Origin of the sequence: Lelliottia sp. AC1 (genome assembly GCF_023278595.1) — a bacterium.
GTDB lineage: Bacteria > Pseudomonadota > Gammaproteobacteria > Enterobacterales > Enterobacteriaceae > Enterobacter > Enterobacter nimipressuralis.
This window is the reverse complement of the sequence record NZ_CP025699.1, coordinates 950,494-967,521: the sequence shown is the minus strand read 5'-3', so window position 1 is coordinate 967,521 and position 17,028 is coordinate 950,494. Positions and strand designations below refer to the sequence as shown.

The 17,028-nt window shown below is 50.4% G+C and carries 18 protein-coding genes and 1 tRNA gene; 5 read left to right on the top strand and 14 right to left on the bottom strand.

The genetic code is table 11. The annotated features are described in order from the left end of the window. Window positions 1-13: 13 nt before the first annotated feature. Genes C0560_RS04540 through C0560_RS04525 form a run of 4 tightly spaced genes read right to left on the bottom strand, consistent with a single transcriptional unit; the run spans window position 14 to window position 1,369 of the window. Window positions 14-334 (bottom strand): DUF5375 domain-containing protein, encoded by a 321-nt coding sequence (locus C0560_RS04540; protein ID WP_248859719.1) that lies wholly within the window; start codon window positions 332-334, stop codon window positions 14-16. Next, window positions 331-558: a hypothetical protein gene (locus tag C0560_RS04535; RefSeq protein WP_248859718.1), complete on the bottom strand. Its 228-nt coding sequence runs from the start codon at window positions 556-558 to the stop codon at window positions 331-333. The genes C0560_RS04540 and C0560_RS04535 overlap by 4 nt, the downstream gene beginning before the upstream one ends. Then, complete coding sequence (locus C0560_RS04530; RefSeq protein ID WP_248859717.1) at window positions 555-1,106, bottom strand: host cell division inhibitor Icd-like protein; 552 nt, start codon at window positions 1,104-1,106, stop codon at window positions 555-557. The genes C0560_RS04535 and C0560_RS04530 overlap by 4 nt, the downstream gene beginning before the upstream one ends. Then, complete coding sequence (locus C0560_RS04525) at window positions 1,103-1,369, bottom strand: AlpA family transcriptional regulator (RefSeq protein WP_248859716.1); 267 nt, start codon at window positions 1,367-1,369, stop codon at window positions 1,103-1,105. Before C0560_RS04525 ends, C0560_RS04530 begins: the two co-directional genes overlap by 4 nt. A gap of 550 nt (window positions 1,370-1,919) precedes the next feature. On the opposite strand from C0560_RS04525, the gene C0560_RS04520 reads away from it, so the two are divergent. The 3 genes from C0560_RS04520 to C0560_RS04510 are packed head-to-tail and all read left to right on the top strand — an operon-like array spanning window position 1,920 to window position 3,476. Beyond that, window positions 1,920-2,663, top strand: coding sequence for a capsid protein (locus tag C0560_RS04520; RefSeq protein WP_248859714.1), 744 nt, complete (start codon window positions 1,920-1,922; stop codon window positions 2,661-2,663). A 2-nt stretch (window positions 2,664-2,665) separates the two neighbouring features. Next, window positions 2,666-2,884: an ogr/Delta-like zinc finger family protein gene (locus C0560_RS04515; RefSeq protein ID WP_248859712.1), complete on the top strand. Its 219-nt coding sequence runs from the start codon at window positions 2,666-2,668 to the stop codon at window positions 2,882-2,884. A gap of 28 nt (window positions 2,885-2,912) precedes the next feature. Continuing rightward, the gene (locus C0560_RS04510) at window positions 2,913-3,476 is read left to right on the top strand and encodes a phage polarity suppression protein (RefSeq protein WP_248860253.1); all 564 of its coding nucleotides are present in this window, start codon (window positions 2,913-2,915) and stop codon (window positions 3,474-3,476) included. Window positions 3,477-3,822: 346 nt separating this feature from the next. On the opposite strand, the gene C0560_RS04505 is transcribed toward C0560_RS04510, so the two are convergent. The 6 genes from C0560_RS04505 to proB all read right to left on the bottom strand — a co-directional run bounded on the left by C0560_RS04505 (window position 3,823) and on the right by proB (window position 10,335). Continuing rightward, window positions 3,823-4,722: an HNH endonuclease gene (locus C0560_RS04505; RefSeq protein WP_248859711.1), complete on the bottom strand. Its 900-nt coding sequence runs from the start codon at window positions 4,720-4,722 to the stop codon at window positions 3,823-3,825. Beyond that, window positions 4,719-6,374, bottom strand: a complete 1,656-nt coding sequence (locus C0560_RS04500; RefSeq protein WP_248859709.1) for an AAA family ATPase — start codon at window positions 6,372-6,374, stop codon at window positions 4,719-4,721. The genes C0560_RS04505 and C0560_RS04500 overlap by 4 nt, the downstream gene beginning before the upstream one ends. Window positions 6,375-6,453: 79 nt before the next feature. Beyond that, window positions 6,454-7,617 (bottom strand): integrase arm-type DNA-binding domain-containing protein, encoded by a 1,164-nt coding sequence (locus tag C0560_RS04495; RefSeq protein ID WP_248859708.1) that lies wholly within the window; start codon window positions 7,615-7,617, stop codon window positions 6,454-6,456. Between the two features lie 163 nt (window positions 7,618-7,780). Beyond that, window positions 7,781-7,856 (bottom strand) — tRNA-Thr (locus tag C0560_RS04490). 111 nt (window positions 7,857-7,967) lie between these two features. Then, window positions 7,968-9,221, bottom strand: coding sequence for a glutamate-5-semialdehyde dehydrogenase (proA, locus tag C0560_RS04485; RefSeq protein WP_248859707.1), 1,254 nt, complete (start codon window positions 9,219-9,221; stop codon window positions 7,968-7,970). 10 nt (window positions 9,222-9,231) lie between these two features. Next, window positions 9,232-10,335, bottom strand: a complete 1,104-nt coding sequence (gene proB, locus C0560_RS04480; RefSeq protein ID WP_100777506.1) for a glutamate 5-kinase — start codon at window positions 10,333-10,335, stop codon at window positions 9,232-9,234. A 306-nt stretch (window positions 10,336-10,641) separates the two neighbouring features. Between proB and phoE the strand changes: the two genes are divergently transcribed. Continuing rightward, window positions 10,642-11,694 (top strand): phosphoporin PhoE, encoded by a 1,053-nt coding sequence (gene phoE / locus C0560_RS04475; RefSeq protein WP_100777507.1) that lies wholly within the window; start codon window positions 10,642-10,644, stop codon window positions 11,692-11,694. Between the two features lie 76 nt (window positions 11,695-11,770). Here the strand turns inward: phoE and crl are convergent, their stop codons facing one another. The 3 genes from crl to gpt all read right to left on the bottom strand — a co-directional run bounded on the left by crl (window position 11,771) and on the right by gpt (window position 14,041). After that, a complete protein-coding gene (gene crl / locus C0560_RS04470; protein WP_100777508.1) occupies window positions 11,771-12,172 on the bottom strand; it encodes a sigma factor-binding protein Crl in 402 nt (133 codons plus the stop codon). A 57-nt stretch (window positions 12,173-12,229) separates the two neighbouring features. Then, entirely contained in the window at window positions 12,230-13,474 is a 1,245-nt protein-coding gene (frsA, locus tag C0560_RS04465) for an esterase FrsA (protein WP_123430010.1), read from the bottom strand. A 108-nt stretch (window positions 13,475-13,582) separates the two neighbouring features. Continuing rightward, window positions 13,583-14,041 carry a xanthine phosphoribosyltransferase gene (gene gpt / locus C0560_RS04460; RefSeq protein WP_047174674.1) on the bottom strand — a complete coding sequence of 153 codons (459 nt, stop codon included), beginning with the start codon at window positions 14,039-14,041 and terminating at the stop codon, window positions 13,583-13,585. Window positions 14,042-14,301: 260 nt separating this feature from the next. Here gpt and pepD point away from each other — a divergent pair, with 260 nt between their 5' ends. Beyond that, window positions 14,302-15,759: a cytosol nonspecific dipeptidase gene (gene pepD / locus C0560_RS04455; RefSeq protein WP_100777510.1), complete on the top strand. Its 1,458-nt coding sequence runs from the start codon at window positions 14,302-14,304 to the stop codon at window positions 15,757-15,759. 111 nt (window positions 15,760-15,870) lie between these two features. On the opposite strand, the gene dinB is transcribed toward pepD, so the two are convergent. Further along, complete coding sequence (dinB, locus tag C0560_RS04450; RefSeq protein ID WP_102104390.1) at window positions 15,871-16,929, bottom strand: DNA polymerase IV; 1,059 nt, start codon at window positions 16,927-16,929, stop codon at window positions 15,871-15,873. Window positions 16,930-17,028 lie beyond the last annotated feature (99 nt).

The window sequence follows — 17,028 nt, the reverse complement described above, 5'->3', positions numbered from 1 at the left end:
GTTATTTTCTCCCTCAGTGCACAACCGGCGCGGCGATATGTCGGGCGCAGAGTTCATCCATTATGGCGAGCCCCAGAAAGGACAGTGACGGCGCGGCTTTCAGTGGACCGGCTTCCATTAAATCTTCCAGCAGCGCACAGGCAATCTGACGGCCTTTTTCCTCACCGTGCTGGCGCAGGTAGAAGCCCTCCAGCTCGTCGGCAATCGCACTTTCCAGCGCGTCGAGGGTGAGGTTTGGGTAGCGGCGCTGGCGTTCGCATACCGTCAGCCAGGCACAGGCCACGGCGCGACGATACAGCGCAGCGCGTAATACGGGGGGTAATGGCTTTTTCATACTTTGCTCTCCCCGGTCAGCCAGCGCTGATTGCAGCGCTCTACCACGCCGTCGAGCTGGGCGGTCATAAGGTAAATCACGGAGGTGAGTTGCGACTGCTGCGCCGGGTCACGACGAACGGTGGCGCAGTCCTGCACCTGCATCAGCTCATTGACGAGCTGGCCGACGTTGCGCATGTGCTCAAGGCATTCGAGGTCACGGGCGGTAATAGTGGTGTGTCTCATGCGCGCACCTCCGCAACCGGCAGACGACCGGCAAACGAGAGGACGTAATCGCGAACGAGTGAAAGGCGTGCGGCGTGTTCATCACCGGCAACGGTGCGGAGCATACAGATACGGGGTTTACGGTCTGCGCGACGAACGGCGGCAAACACAAAGACGAATTGCGGGTGTGACGGGGTGAGGATCGTAGCCATAAGGGCAACCTCCATTGAGTAGCGGTTATCGCCACCACCGGAGCTGCAAATCTCATGGGTGGTGGCCCGAACAGGGTTTGCAGTACCGGCCTCAATGGATACCGGCCAGCCCGAAGGCTGCCCCGCCCGAACCACCATTATCTGACAGAAGCCACGGTGTAAACACCACAGCCCGAAAAATGGGTGTGCCTGAGCTACGACGTAAAAAAAGACGCATGGCGCGTCTGGTGTCGCCATTGAGTTACACGGGCTGCAAATCCCGGCTGTCGATTTTGCGACAGCGGGAAAACTATACCTGGAAACGGCGAACGGAAGCAAGCCAGAAAAAGGAGCTTCCAGAAGAACGGCCATCATCATGCGTCACAGCTCCGGTTACGGTCGGCGATCCGCTCGGCCATCCATGCGGTAATTTCTGACTGCGCCCACGCCACATTTTTACCGCCAAGTGAGATCTGTTTCGGGAAAGCCTCCCGGCTGATGAGGTCATAAATCGTCGAACGGGACAAACCGCACAGGTGCATCACTTCGGGCAGGCGAATAAAGCGCTCCTGAACGGCGTCAGGAAACGGCACTGGTGGGGCGACTGGCGCAGAAGACGGGGAAGAAAAAGCGGTGTGCATCGGGCTACCTCATAAAGTCCATACAGTGCCGGTCGTGTCCGTCCGGCCTCGGGTAGCTCTCTATTTTGTGAATATTTTCTCTCAGGGCAACAAGTCATTTTGCACCGACTCACTACACAACAAATTGTTAACAGGTGAATGGCAAACACTGGCAAAGCTATTGTATATGCTGGCATTTGGTTGCACCTGATTGCACTATCTATTATTCATTTTTGTGGTTGTTTTAATTTTATTAATACAAAAAAAGTCTAAGTAAAAAACTCAGCTGAACAGGAAGCCGGTGAACAGTGGTGAACAGACGGTGAACAGTCAGCCCCTCAACTGTTCACCCTTTAACATACTGTATTACTTATATTTTTATTGAAGGTGAACAGTGGTGAATAGTTATCAGTAAAAAAACAAACAGAGAGAGGGTTTTCCTTCGACCTTTTTCTGGCCAGCCGGGTTTTACCCCCTTGCTTGTGCCAGAACTGCCACAACCGCAATGAATCGAGATGTTGTGTGATGAAGGGCAGAATCATTTCAGGTTGAACATACGGAGAGCCTGAACATGAAACCCGAAACAATCATTTCCGCCCTGCAGAACGTTGCCGCTAAACAGAACGCGGAAAGCGAGAAGCACATCACCGCTAAACTGACCGTATTCACTGCGGCCAGAGACACCCACGCAGCCAGCATGGAAAAGCTGAAAGAGATTGATACATCGATTGAACGCTGTAAGCAGGAGCGACAGACCGCCCTCGATGAGAGCGCAGAGGCGGAGCAGGACTGCCGCAGTCGCTTCCGTAACCTGCGCGGTAATCTCACTCCTGAAATGAAAGCGGAGCACAGCAAGCGCATCGCCAGTCGGGAGCTGGCCGACGAGTTCACCGGCCTGATTGCGGAGCTGGAGACTGACCGGAGTCGTGCCATGCTGAATGCCTGCTCCACCGGCAATAATTATCGCTCTGCGCATGGCGAAGCATTTACCGCTTACGCCGGGGCGGAATGGGTTAAGGCTATCAACGCTGTTCCCGCTGCGCTCATTCGCGCTTTCCTGCTGCGCATTCGTGCCCTGGAAATGAAGGGGGAAAGCGCACCGCAATCTGTCGCCATCGGTGAACTGCGTGATGCCCTCAACCGTCAGGGCAGTCTGTATCACTTCGATATGAAACAGGAGCCAGTTTTATCCGTGACGGGTATGCAGCGGCCGCAAATTACCGGCGTGGATATGGAGCTGTTACGCAGTCCACTTAAGCGAAACATGCTCGCCCAGAAGCTGGCTGAACATGACAAAACTAAGGCGGGGGCATAAGTATGTTTCACTGTCCGTTCTGCAAAACTGGTGCGCACGCCCGCACCAGTCGTTATCTGTCTGAGAACGTCAAACAGCGCTATCACCAGTGCGTGAATATCGAGTGCTCGGCAACCTTCCGCACGCTTGAATCCGTTGACGGGATTATCTGCTCACCGCCGACAGAGCCGGTCATTCCTGCACCCGCTCCGGCGGCCATCGTTAACCGTGCTGGCGCTTAAGCATGACCAGTCATCAGGAGAAACTTACGTGACCACACTGACGCTACAGAAAGCCTTTGAGGCCTGTCAGGCAAACAAATCCGCCTGGCTGCAACGCAGGGAAGAACTGACGCAGGCCGAACAGGCATACCGCGAACAGCTTGCCGGTGACGGCCACAGCGGCCAGAGTCTGCAAACTCTTCGCGATATTATTGGGGTAAAAAAATGGGAAATTAATCAGGCTGCCGGTCGCTATATCCGGTCGCATGAGGAGGTGCAGCGTATCAGCATCCGTAACCGGCTGAATGATTTTATGCAGGTGCACGGCGCGGAGCTGGTCGCAGCGCTCGCGCCTGAATTAATGGGCTATAGCAGTCAGCATCCCGCCGTCAGAAACTGCGCCATGCAGCACTCGGTCGACTATCTACGCGAGGCACTAAATGTCTGGCTGGCCGCCGGTGAAAAAATTAATTATTCTGCGCGGGATAATGACATTTTGACGGTGATCGGATTCAGGCCTGACGCGGCTTCACGAGATGATAATCGTGAAAAATTCACACCTGCACAAAACCAGAATTACATGAATAAACGCGCTGAACTGGCCGCGCAGTAGCCCGTCAAAAAATCCCCGCAAATCCCGCCCTTTTTCCCGAATTAAGCCATGCATGCATAAGGTGCATGGTTTTGCATGCCTTTTCACGTCCCGGCCTCCCCCGCCAGCGCCAGCTCTGGCGCGGTCTGAGGCTGCTCTTGCACCTGCATTAAAAGCGGTCCCTTAAGCGGGCAGGCGTGGCGGGGAGAGCATTGCGCGCCAGATGTCGTAACACATTCAATAGTTACTGTAATTTCAACGCGCCATAGCTCAAATGCTTCATAAGTTTATAAATTTTAATTAACTGATGAAGTTACAGAAGAAAAATATTTTTCTGCCACTAAGTTAACAAAGCCCTATAAGTTAATTAGGTCAATCGTGGCAATCCACTATTATATATCCAACTATTAACTCTGAGTTTAACCAGAGAATATCTCACAACATATTCCCAATCATAGTTTAGCTCATCATTTTTTTCTATGAAATTATTAAGAATGACATTATACACTGACCTATTAATTAACCCTTGCGTAAAAATCTTTCTATGACCAATTAAATCTTTAGCATTTCTCCAAAAGGAATTACTTATAGACTCATGATGCCAAATAGGAATTTTCACTGCCCTAATATGATAATTAATTTGCTTCTTTATAACAAAATCAAGATTATGATTAGCTGTTATCACATATTCCATATCAATCAATGGATTTGGCCTTTCTTTGAAAATAATATAAATTAAAGGCTCATTTCTTTCAAAGCGTGAATAATCATCATAAAAAGGATTGACAAATCTCCTCCATTTACTAAACGATTTTTTTGAACCTTTATCCTTATTGCAATCTCCACAGCATGGAATTAGATTCTCGGGAAGGAATGAGAATTGAGGGAGCAGAGCTTTGTTATAATAGTGATCTAACGTTCTACAAGGCGATACACCACAGTAAGGGCATAATGTCCCACTTTCCGCATATAGTTTTCGTATGGACTCTATGTAATCTGTTTTTCTTAACTTACTCGGATTGAGATAGAACCACTCAAGAAGTGTTTTGAATTTTGTTAGATTCTTTCTAGAATCATGTGATAGGAATCCATTCTGACTCATCTCATAATGATATTTCATCATTTCGCTGTAAAGTTCATCTTTTTTATTCCTTAAATCAACTATTCCTTTAGGTTCATTAAGAGCCAAGATAGCATCAAGGGAGGATTTCAAATCCAAATTATTAATTAAATCTTCAATACCTTTAGGTTTGGATAAAATCCTCATTTTAATTTTTTCTCCAAAATTATTTTATTTAAGATATCAGAAGGCAAATGAGCGTACTGAACTAATATCTCATTTATTGATTTCCCTTGAGCAATATTTCTTATCTCATCTCTGAATAGTGCATTTGAGTAAAGATCGCCAAAGACATCCATCATAATTTGGTGAGTGTCAGCACCAAAAGTTTCAATATTCGGTGATAAATGCATCGTGAAATCAGATCTTCGTTGCAATATAGTTATTTGCTCTGCAGGAATCTCCCGCAAGACTAAAGCTGAATGGGTTGCTACAATTGCAACTGAATTAGTATCGCGAAGTATTTTTGCCAGTAGATTTATAAAATGTGTTAAGAGACTAGGGTGCAAAAAATTTTCAGGTTCTTCAATCATGACTAAACTATTACTTTCAATAGTAGATATAATGGAAAACATGCTAATTAAAAACGATAACTGACCCGAACTTAAGGTAAATGGCTCACCATTTTTATAAAACTGTATATCTTCATCAGGGAGTGCGTATTCTACTTCAGAATTAGTTATTAAATCTCGATTAGAGGCTAAATTAATGAGTCCATAACGTCCAGTTAACTCTGAAAAATTATTATAGACATTCTCTCCAATATTGGTTTTTATTGAAAATGAAAATCCAGGAATCACATTTTCAGTAACAATATCAAGCAAGTATCCTTGTTCAAAACCACCGCGTTTTCGTGAATCTCTTTTCTGAACTTTTTCTAAAAGGGAGAATAAGGTTACTTTTTTCCCTCTTGGAAAGATTTTGTTATAATACTTTTCGGATGTCAATGAAACAAAATGATAGTTATTAAGCCTAGCTTTATATCTTGTTATATTTGCAGGCCTATAGCATTTATCATTAATTGTATTTGAGATCACTATCATTCGACTAAAAACAGCACCTAAATTATTATACTCCATCTCAGATGACAAAGACTGACTTATAAGTCGGTTCATTAGATACGTTTTACCACTTCCATTTTTCCCAATCAATGAGTGTATAGGGATATTTATATTAGCGGAATTTTCAAATCTTAGTTTATGGAACGAGTTTTTACCTGTATTAATTTTTAATGCATCTGGCGCTTGCATTTGATATACAACACCTTCATCTGCATTAAAGTATTTATACCCCGTATCAAATGCATACGTACTAAATGTACTATCCAATAATAACATAAAGAATATTTTATCTGAGTACTTTTCAAGAAATGTCTTACTTCTGATTATATTATAATTCACTCCAAAATCTTTCATAGACCTTAATAATGATAGTGCATCACCTAACTCTAGTTCATTATTGATATATCTATATCCGTCTTCCGACATTTGGCATATATAGTCAAACTTCAATTTACTCTTAACATCATGTAATGAAATATCATTCATAGATAGTTCATCAAACAACCTCGACTCACTAGTACCATTCCCTATAAATAACATTTTCAATGGACTTTTAATTTCTTCATCTACATGTTTATTGTTTTGTTCACCTCCAAATTGGATGAACATATCAACATCCAGTACATATACATGCTTCCCCATGTGTCCTTTGAGATATTTCCTGACATCATTAACATATAAAACAACATCTGCTTCTATATTATTTTTGCTAAATACTATTTTTTTTGTGGTTATCATAATCCACCTATTGTTATTTATTTGACTCGCCCATAAAATTCAAATGGATACCGATATATGCCTGTTACAGATGATATATTTAAAGAAGCTGATCAGAATACCATTGCATCATATTCCTCCGCTTTTCAAGATATTGAGCATGGTTGTATGTTCCACGAATGCTATTCTTATCTGAATGTGCTAATTGCATCTCAATCCAGTCCGTTGAATAATTATTATCATGCAGTACAGTCGACAGTGTATGCCTGAAGCCATGTCCTGTGACTCTACCTCCATAACCAATACGCTTGATAACTTGGTTAATACTTGCCTCACTCATAGGCTTATTTGGATCGTTTCGCCCCGGAAAAACATAACGATAGTTCCCTGTCATGATCTTGAGTTCATTGAGTAAATCTAACGCTTGAGTCGACAGTGGCACAAGGTGCGCCCTACGCATTTTCATCCTTTCTGCTGGAATTTCCCAAATAGCGTTATCTAGATCAAATTCTGACCATAATGCCGCACGTAATTCGATGGTTCTTACACCTGTAATCATCAGTAATTTCGTTGCAATCAGGACAAGCCGGCTTCCGGTGTAACCATCCAAAGCGCGCAGGAAATCGGGTATCTCATCAGCTTTTAGAAACGGGAAGTGATTTGATTGGTGTACATCTAGGGCGCTTGAAAGATCCGCAGCAGGGTTAAACTCTGCCCTTCCAGTAGCAATGGCATAACGAAAAACTTCTGAGCATCGCTGCCGAACTTTGCGCATTTTTTCTAATGCACCGCGCTTTTCGATTTTACGCAGCACATTAAGCAGTTCTAGCGGTTTGATTTCGCCTACTGGTCTCGAACCCACAAAAGGAAAAATATCGTTCTGAAACGCTTCCATGATGTCTGAAGCATAACCTGCCGACCATTTGGCAGACTTCATCTGATGCCACTCTGTCGCTATCTTTTCGAACGCGCTTTCAGACTCCGTTTGCAAAGCAATCTTCTGCTCTTTTCGAACCTCACTAGGGTTCTTTCCTTCCGCGACCAGTTTTCGGGCATCGTCACGACGGGAACGGGCATCTGCAAGTGTGATCGTCGGATACACACCCAGCGAGATCATCTTGGGTTTACCGGCAAAGCGATAGCGGAACCGCCAACTCTTGCTTCCATTGGGTTCTATAAGCAATGACAGCCCTTGCCCATCTCCAAGTGTATAGGCTTTAGCTTCAGGCTTAGCGCGGCGAATCTGCATATCATTTAAAGGCATGTGTATAGGAATCCAAGACCGAACAGGAACATATACACAATCCTATACACATTCTGTATCGGATTCTACTGGATGGTTACGGACGGCGAGGGACTAAAAAGCAGTATAATCGTTATAAATCAGGGTATTTATGGATGAATACGGACGTTTGGGGAAGTTGAGATGGTGCCGATAATAGGAGTCGAACCTACGACCTTCGCATTACGAATGCGCTGCTCTACCAACTGAGCTATATCGGCCCTGAGAGGCCGGTTACGAGTGTAACCACGGGGCAAAAGGTTAAAACTAACGGGGTGATGCGTCAATAGCCTTGCGAATCAAAAGCCTAATTTTGCATCACCCACGTTTATTTACGCACGAATCGTATCATCGCCGAAGCCGATCCATTTGTAGGTAGTCAGCGCTTCCAGCCCCATCGGGCCACGGGCGTGCAGTTTTTGCGTGCTCACCGCCACCTCTGCGCCCAGTCCAAACTGGCCGCCGTCGGTGAAGCGCGTTGAGGCATTCACGTAGACCGCAGAAGAATCCACTTCATTGATGAACCGATCGGCGTTGCGCAGGGTGCGGGTCAGAATCGCGTCAGAGTGCTGCGTGCCGTGGGTGCGAATGTGGGCGATAGCATCGTCCAAATCGGCGACCACTTTCACATTCAGATCCAGCGACAGATATTCGTCGTCATACTGCTGTGCTTTGACCACTTCTACTTTCGCTGGGCCATCTTTCAACAACGCCAGCGCATTCTCATCTGCATGCAGCGTCACGCCGCTCTCGGCCATCTGCTTGCTCAGCGCAGGTAAGAACGTCTGCGCGATACCTTGATGCACCAGCAGCGTTTCAACGGTGTTGCAGGTACTCGGGCGCTGGGTTTTGGCGTTGACGATAATCTTCAGCGCAGGCGCGATCTCTGCGCTGTCATCCACCACGATATGACACACGCCAATCCCGCCGGTGATCACCGGAATGGTCGACTGTTCGCGGCACAGCTTGTGCAGGCCCGCCCCACCGCGTGGGATCAGCATGTCGATGTATTTATCCATGCGCAGCATTTCATTCACCAGCGCACGCTCCGGGCTTTCGATAGCCTGTACCGCACCGGCTGGCAGGCCGCACTCTTCCAGCGCCTGCTGGATGACGTTAACGGTGGCCGCGTTGGTTCGCCACGTCTCTTTGCCCCCGCGCAGAATGGCGGCGTTACCGGTTTTCAGGCACAGGGAGGCGACGTCGACGGTCACGTTCGGGCGCGCTTCATAAATCACGCCGATCACACCGAGTGGGACGCGGCGACGCTCAATGCGCAGGCCGCTGTCGAGCAGCCCGCCGTCGATCACCTGCCCCACCGGATCGGCGAGGTTGCAGACCTGACGCACGTCATCCGCGATGCTTTTAAGACGTGCGGGCGTCAGAGCCAGGCGGTCGAGCATTGCCTCGCTCAGGCCATTGTTACGCGCGTCGGCCAAATCCTGTTCGTTGGCGAGTAGGATCTGCTGAGATTGTGCTTCCAGATAATCAGCGATTTTTTCCAGAACGCGGTTTTTCTCGCGGCTGGAAAGGAGCGCCAGTTTGTAAGAGGCGGCTTTGGCAGCGGCGCCCATTTGTTCCAGCATGATTGGCTCCTTAGCGAATGATCATATCGTCACGATGCACTGCAACCGGGCCGTATTCATAGCCCAGGATGGCGTCGATTTGCTGTGAGTGATGCCCGGCAATGCGGCGCAGCGCGTCGCTGTTGTAGCGGCTAACGCCGTGGGCAATATCGCGACCTTCAAGATTACAGATACGAATCACTTCACCACGGGAGAAGTTACCTGTCACGCTTTTAATTCCTTTTGGAAGCAATGAGCTGCCTCTTTCCAGAATCGCGGCGGTCGCCCCTTCATCGACGGTGATTTCACCGGCTGGCGGTGCGCCAAAAATCCAGCGTTTGCGGTTTTCCAGCGGAGAAGCCTGCGCGTGGAAACGGGTGCCGACGGAAATTCCTTCCATCACGTCGCCAATCACACCCGGACGGCTGCCCGCTGCGATGATGGTATCGATACCCGCGCGACAGGCCACGTCGGCGGCCTGCAGCTTGGTGCCCATTCCGCCGGTGCCCAGCCCGGAAACGCTGTCTCCGGCAATGGCGCGCAGCGCGTCATCAATGCCGTAAACGTCTTTAATCAGCTGCGCCTGCGGGTTATTGCGCGGGTCGGCAGTAAACAGCCCCTGCTGATCCGTGAGCAGCAGCAGCTTGTCTGCTCCGGCCAGAATCGCCGCCAGCGCAGAGAGATTATCGTTATCGCCGACTTTGATTTCAGCGGTTGCCACCGCATCGTTCTCGTTAATTACCGGAACGATGTTGTTATCCAGCAGCGCACGCAGGGTGTCTCGCGCGTTCAGGAAGCGTTCACGATCTTCCATGTCCGCGCGGGTCAGAAGCATCTGCCCGACGTGAATACCATAGATAGAGAACAGCTGTTCCCACAGTTGAATCAGTCGGCTTTGCCCGACCGCGGCCAGCAGCTGCTTAGAGGCGATGGTGGCGGGGAGTTCGGGGTAGCCAAGATGTTCGCGCCCGGCGGCAATCGCGCCTGACGTGACAATCACAATACGATGACCTGCGGCATGAAGCTGTGCGCACTGGCGGACAAGTTCAACAATGTGGGCGCGATTAAGGCGGCGCGATCCGCCTGTTAAAACACTGGTACCGAGTTTTACCACCAGCGTCTGGCTGTCACTCATGATTCTCTGCCATTCAACAATAAGGGAAAATGATGTCAATCAGACGTTTTAACAGGACTCAGCGCCGTTGCCAACTGCTGGCGCACAAAGCTCGCGGATTTGTTGCGCGGGATCAGGAAGCGTAGCGGCAGATTTTGACAGTTTTATGACTGAAAAATTAAAACTGACTTTTTTAAACATATTCTTACTTTGTCATAAAACGTTCACCCACAGACGATAAAACCCTTCCTGTTTTTCACGGGGTAATAAGCTGAATCTTATTGCTCAGCGAATATTAGCGCGTTTTATAAAACATCAGGATTGAAAATGAAAAAGAGCACTCTGGCATTAGTGGTAATGGGCGTTGTGGCTTCCGCATCTGTACACGCAGCTGAAGTTTATAATAAGAACGGAAATAAACTGGACGTGTACGGCAAAGTAAAAGCAATGCACTACCTGAGTGATGATGATACCAAAGACGGCGACCAGACGTATGTCCGTTTCGGCTTTAAAGGCGAAACACAAATTAACGATCAGCTGACCGGTTACGGTCGCTGGGAAGCAGAATTCTCCGGCAACAAAGCCGAGAGTGATTCCACGCAGAAAACCCGTCTGGCCTTTGCCGGTCTGAAGCTGAAAGATATCGGCTCCTTCGACTACGGTCGTAACCTTGGCGCGCTGTATGATGTGGAAGCCTGGACTGATATGTTCCCGGAATTCGGCGGCGACTCTTCGGCACAGACCGATAACTTCATGACCAAACGTGCCACCGGCCTCGCCACCTACCGTAACACCGACTTCTTCGGCGTGATTGATGGCCTGGACATGACCCTGCAGTATCAGGGCAAAAACGAAGGCCGTGATGCGAAAAAACAGAACGGCGACGGCTTCGGCACCTCGTTAACCTATGATTTCGGTGGCAGCGATTTCGCCGTCAGCGGGGCGTACACCAACTCTGACCGTACCAACGCGCAGAACCTGCTGGCACGCGGTGAAGGCGAAAAAGCGGAAGCCTGGGCAACCGGTCTGAAATATGACGCCAATGATATCTACCTGGCGGCGATGTATTCTGAAACCCGTAATATGACGCCAATTTCCGGTGGTTTCGCGAATAAAGCGCAGAACTTTGAAGTGGTCGCGCAATATCAGTTCGATTTCGGTCTTCGTCCGTCCCTGGGCTATGTCCAGTCGAAAGGCAAGGATATTGAAGGCATCGGCGATGAAGATCTGGTGAAATATATCGACGTCGGCGCGACCTATTATTTCAACAAAAACATGTCTGCGTTTGTTGATTATAAAATTAACCAGATTGATGACGATAATAAACTGGGCGTGAGCAGCGATGATATCGTCGCTCTGGGTATGACCTACCAGTTCTGATATCGATGAATGAAAAAAAACCCGGCGCGAGAGCAGCCGGGTTTTTATTGTCTGTCGCTTTTTTGCAGGTAAGGCGTTAAGCGGAGAGTTTGACCTGCTGGTTAGTAAAATTATCAGCCGGTTCGAGCTTTAAATCTAAGGTCGCCAGCAGATCGCGCGCTCGGTCGTGGAATCCACGCAGCGTTAGCTCCAGGCGGTCGATCACTTCCTGGTCCTTGATAGTTGTCGCTTCCCAGTGGCCATCTTTGTTAAACAGGCCAAAGTGATAGCTATACGTAAAACGCTTCTCTTCCGCGTTCATTTCCATCCACCAGCCCCAGAACTCCCGTTTTTCGGGTGCAGGCTTCACGTTGACGCAAACAGCCAGGCAGTCGAAAAAAAAGCGATTCTCTTCACACTGCTCTTCTCGAATATACGGGCCAAGAGCCATGAACTTCTTAATCAGTCTACTTTTCGGGTGTCCACTCGGTAACGTCATTGCGATCTCCTTTTGTGAAGCCACTGTTTTACCAAACCGTCAAAATTTAGCAATCTCTTAACACAATCTCTTGGTGATCCAGCGTGTAATCTCGTTCAATGCTTTGTCAAAATTCTGATACACCGGACTGAAGGGTATCTCGAGCAGCTTGCCATCGGAAGATGACGAGGTGATTAAACGCGACTCTTCTTCCGGGCTGAAAGGATCGTTTTTCCAGAAACCTGACAGCATTGGCGTCGGACAGCGGCGTCCGAGCAGGCCCTGGGTCTTTAATGAATAACGGTTCAGTTCCACACGCAGCGCTTCGTCTGATGCATCATGCATGCCAAGGCGGCTCGCCAGCACGTCTAAATACATCTCAGGCACGCTCCCCTGACGGGTGGGATCGCTGAGCAGCGCATGAACCACCGGCCCAAGACAGGCCACCGCTTTCAGGCGCGACGATTCCAGATAAGCCAGGCGTACCGCGACGTTGGCGCCAAACCGGAAGCCAAATGCCGCCACGCGGGTATGGTCCACCCAGGGAATATTTTCGAGCGATTTTAACGCATGCTGGTGCAATAAGCTGGAGTCCTGCGTCAGCTTCCACTTCGAGGAAAACCCGATCGACGGCATATCGAGCGTCAGCATCGCGATCCCTTTTGGTGCAAAGTAGCGCTCAAACAGGCTGAAATAATCAATCTGCAGGGAGTCCAGCCCGCCGCACATCATCACCGTCGGGAACGGGCCGTCGCCGGGAGGCATGTGCAAAAAGCCGGTGACCGGCGCACCGCCGGGAATGGTGAACTCCAGTTCACGCACGTTGCACGGCAAACGCTGGGCTGCTTCTTCGTAGGCACGGTTTGCCAGCGCCTGCGCCTGTTCCGCCAGATCGTCGCCCTTAAGATGCGGATAGGCGGCGATGCTGTAAAGGTTGGCGGCGTGGAGCCAGTGCTTTCCGCTGAGGGTCTGGTCCTGCTCCTGGTTAGCCTTCTGCTGCCAGAGCATCGCCTGCGTCGCCCATTCGTAAATCCAGTTGCCACCGCGATAGCCGACGACCGTATCGTAGAGATCGCTGTCGGTGCGGTCGGCCTCGCTCATGACGATGCGCGCCTGGACGTCGAGAATTTCACGGGCATCAATGCCGCGCCAGATCCACATCAGACGGTTAATCATGCGATACCAGTGCGGCACGTTTTTGCCGTCCAGAGCGGACTGCACAGCAGGCTGAGTGCCAGGGTTGAAGCGACGAACAAGAGTCGACGTTTCCGGGTGTTTGAAACGAGGTTTGAACAGGGTTTCGCTGAGATTCGCCTGGGTCATTGCGCGCTGCCTCCATGATTACGTCACATAGAGGCATTGTAACGCGCTGGAGGCTAAAAAAAACAACGCCCGGCATCACCGGGCGTTAAAAATAATTTCGTTCTGTAATTAACGGCCAGAAATCGGCGGTACGAAGACCACGCCCATGTCCCACGGCTGTTCAATCCAGGTATCCTGCGGGATGTCGATAACATAGTCGTTGACCAGCGGACGACCAGCTGGTTTGGCGAAGATGGTGACGAAATGCGCTTTTGGATACATTTCACGGATCGCAACGGCAGTGCCGCCGGTATCGACCAGATCGTCGATGACGATAAAGCCTTCGCCGTCGCCTTCAGCGCGTTTCAGCACGGTCAGCTCGCGCTGGTTATCGTGGTCATAGCTGGAGATGCAGACGGTATCGACATGGCGAATACCCAGTTCACGAGCCAGCAATGCGCCCGGTACCAGACCGCCACGGCTCACGGCAATAATGCCTTTCCACTGTTCAGAAGGCATCAGGCGTGCAGCCAGTTTGCGCGCGTGAATCTGCAACATGTCCCAGGTGACGACGTATTTTTCGCTCATGTGAAGTGTCCCAGCCTGTTTATATACGGCTTAAAAAGTGTTCGAGGGGGAAATAGGTTGCGCGAGATTATAGAGATCTGACGCACTAAAAACCAGTGTTTAGCGGCGCGGGGCGGAGTTTTTACGTGCTTAATGCTAGCAGCGAACGGAGAAAGTGGTATTCTCAACCTCATCTCGCAAGCCCGACTTGTGCTGACTATCACTCTGCTAACCCTGTGACCTGCAAGCTTGTTTGCAGCGCCACGACAAGGAGACTTATCGTGTCTGAACTGTCTCAATTATCGCCACAGCCGCTGTGGGATATTTTTGCCAAAATCTGTTCCATTCCTCACCCTTCCTATCACGAAGAACAGCTTGCCGAACATATTATGGGCTGGGCGAAGGAAAAAGGCCTGCACGCAGAGCGTGACCAGGTTGGCAATATTCTGATTCGTAAAGCGGCCACCGCAGGTATGGAAAACCGCAAACCGGTTGTGCTGCAGGCGCACCTGGATATGGTGCCGCAGAAAAACAACGATACCGATCACGACTTCACGAAAGATCCGATTCAGCCGTACATCGACGGCGAATGGGTTAAAGCACGCGGCACCACGCTGGGCGCCGATAACGGCATCGGTATGGCCTCCGCGCTGGCGGTGCTGGCTGACGATCGCGTTGAGCACGGCCCGCTGGAAGTGCTGCTGACCATGACCGAAGAAGCCGGTATGGACGGTGCTTTTGGTCTGCAGGCCAACTGGCTGCAGGCAGATATCCTGATCAACACCGACTCTGAAGAAGAGGGTGAGATCTACATGGGTTGCGCGGGGGGGATTGATTTCATCTCTACCCTGCCTCTGACCCGTGAAGCGGTTCCGGCTGGCTTCCAGACCTTCAAGCTGACGCTGAAAGGGCTGAAAGGCGGTCACTCAGGCGGCGATATCCATTTAGGTCTGGGCAATGCCAACAAACTGCTGGCGCGCTTCCTGGCAGGCCACGCGGCTGAGCTGGATCTGCGTCTGGTGGATTTCAACGGCGGTACCCTGCGTAACGCGATCCCTCGTGAAGCCTTCGCCACCGTTGCCGTTGCAGCAAACAAAGCCGACGAGCTGAAAAACCTGGCGAACGTCTACCTGGATATCCTGAAAAACGAACTGTCAGTGAAAGAGAAAAACCTGACCGTGGTTCTGGAAGCCGTATCCAGCGATAAAGCCGCGCTGACGACCGAGTCACGCGACCGCTTTGTGCAGCTGCTGAACGCCACGCCAAACGGCGTGATCCGCAACTCTGACGTGGCGAAAGGCGTGGTGGAAACCTCCCTGAACGTCGGCGTTGTCACCATGAGCGACGACAGCGCGGAAATCATCTGCCTGATCCGTTCTCTTATCGACAGCGGTAAAGAGTACGTCGTGAGCATGCTGGAATCACTGGGCAAACTCTCTGGTGCGAAAACCTCCGCCAAGGGCAGCTACCCAGGCTGGCAGCCAGATGCGACCTCTCCGGTCATGGCGCTGGTGCGTGAAACCTATCAGCGTCTGTTCAACAGCACGCCGAACATTCAGGTGATCCACGCGGGTCTGGAGTGCGGTCTGTTCAAGAAACCGTATCCGGATATGGATATGGTCTCCATTGGGCCGACCATTACCGGGCCACACTCTCCGGACGAGCAGGTGCATATCGAAAGCGTGGGCCACTACTGGACGCTGCTGACAGAACTGCTGAAAGCGATTCCGGCTAAGTAAGACGCTGTACGTGCCCGGCGGCAGTGCGTTGTCGGGGCAGCAGAATCAGTGCCATAGCGATATGTGACAAAGGCCCGGTAAGCGAAACGCTACCGGGCTTTTTTATACATTTTATAACCCCAGCACCAGCTGTCGCTCCAGCTGCGGGTCCAGCAGCGTGACGTGCAAACCCACCAGCCTCACTCCCCTTCCCCCACGGCGCTCCTGCCAGGCTTTTTTCGCCGTTGCGATCAGGTCGTCTTTATTGAGCCGCGGCCAGACATGCTCCTGGGTTGTTTGCTGGAAGTCATTGAACTTGAGTTTCACCCCCTGCCGGGCAATCAGCAGATCGGGTTTCACCTTTGCCAGACGCCGCTCCAGCTCGGGATAGAGCTGCTCGTTAATAATGGTTTCGCAGTCACTCCACTCGTGGATATCTTCCGCCAGCGTGCGCTCGACCCCCACCGATTTACGCAGCCGCTCGCTGTTAATGCTGCGCTCATCAATCCCCTGACTGCGCTCCCACAGCACCCGGCCAAATTTGCCAAAGCGTTTGAGCAGCATTGCCAGATCGCTGTTCTGTACGTCTTCGCAAGTGCGCAGCCCCAGCGTTTCCAGCTTCGCGGCCGAGACTTTGCCGACGCCGGGGATTTTGCCCAGCGGCAGAGTTTTCAAAAAGGCAGGAACCTCATCAGGCGTGATGACATATTGCCCGTCCGGTTTATTCAGATCCGAGGCGATTTTGGCGAGGAATTTGACCGGCGCAATCCCGGCGGAGGCCGTTAAATTTAGCTCTTTAAAAATGGTCTGGCGGATCTCCTGCGCCATCAGCGTGGCGGAGCCGTGGCAGTGCAGACTGTCCGTGACGTCGAGATAGGCTTCGTCGAGAGAAAGGGGTTCGATGAGCGACGTGTAGCGGGAGAAGATTTCCCGGATATGGGCCGAGGCTTCTTTGTAAGCATCAAAGCGGCCGGGCAACAGAATGAGATGAGGGCAGAGTTTGAGTGCCATCGCCGTGGGCATGGCGCTGCGCACGCCAAATTTGCGCGCCGGATAGTTGGCAGTGCTGATCACACCACGCTTAACGCGGCTGCCGCCAATGGCGATGGGGACATCCCGCAGCGCCGGATTATCACGCATCTCGACGGCGGCAAAAAAGCAGTCCATATCGACATGGATTATTTTGCGCATACTTAACCCTCACCCTTTCACTGGATAAGTATACAGTTAAAAATTCAGAATTGAAAAGTATCAGCGTCTTCACATCCTCCACAATTACGCAAAGTTCCT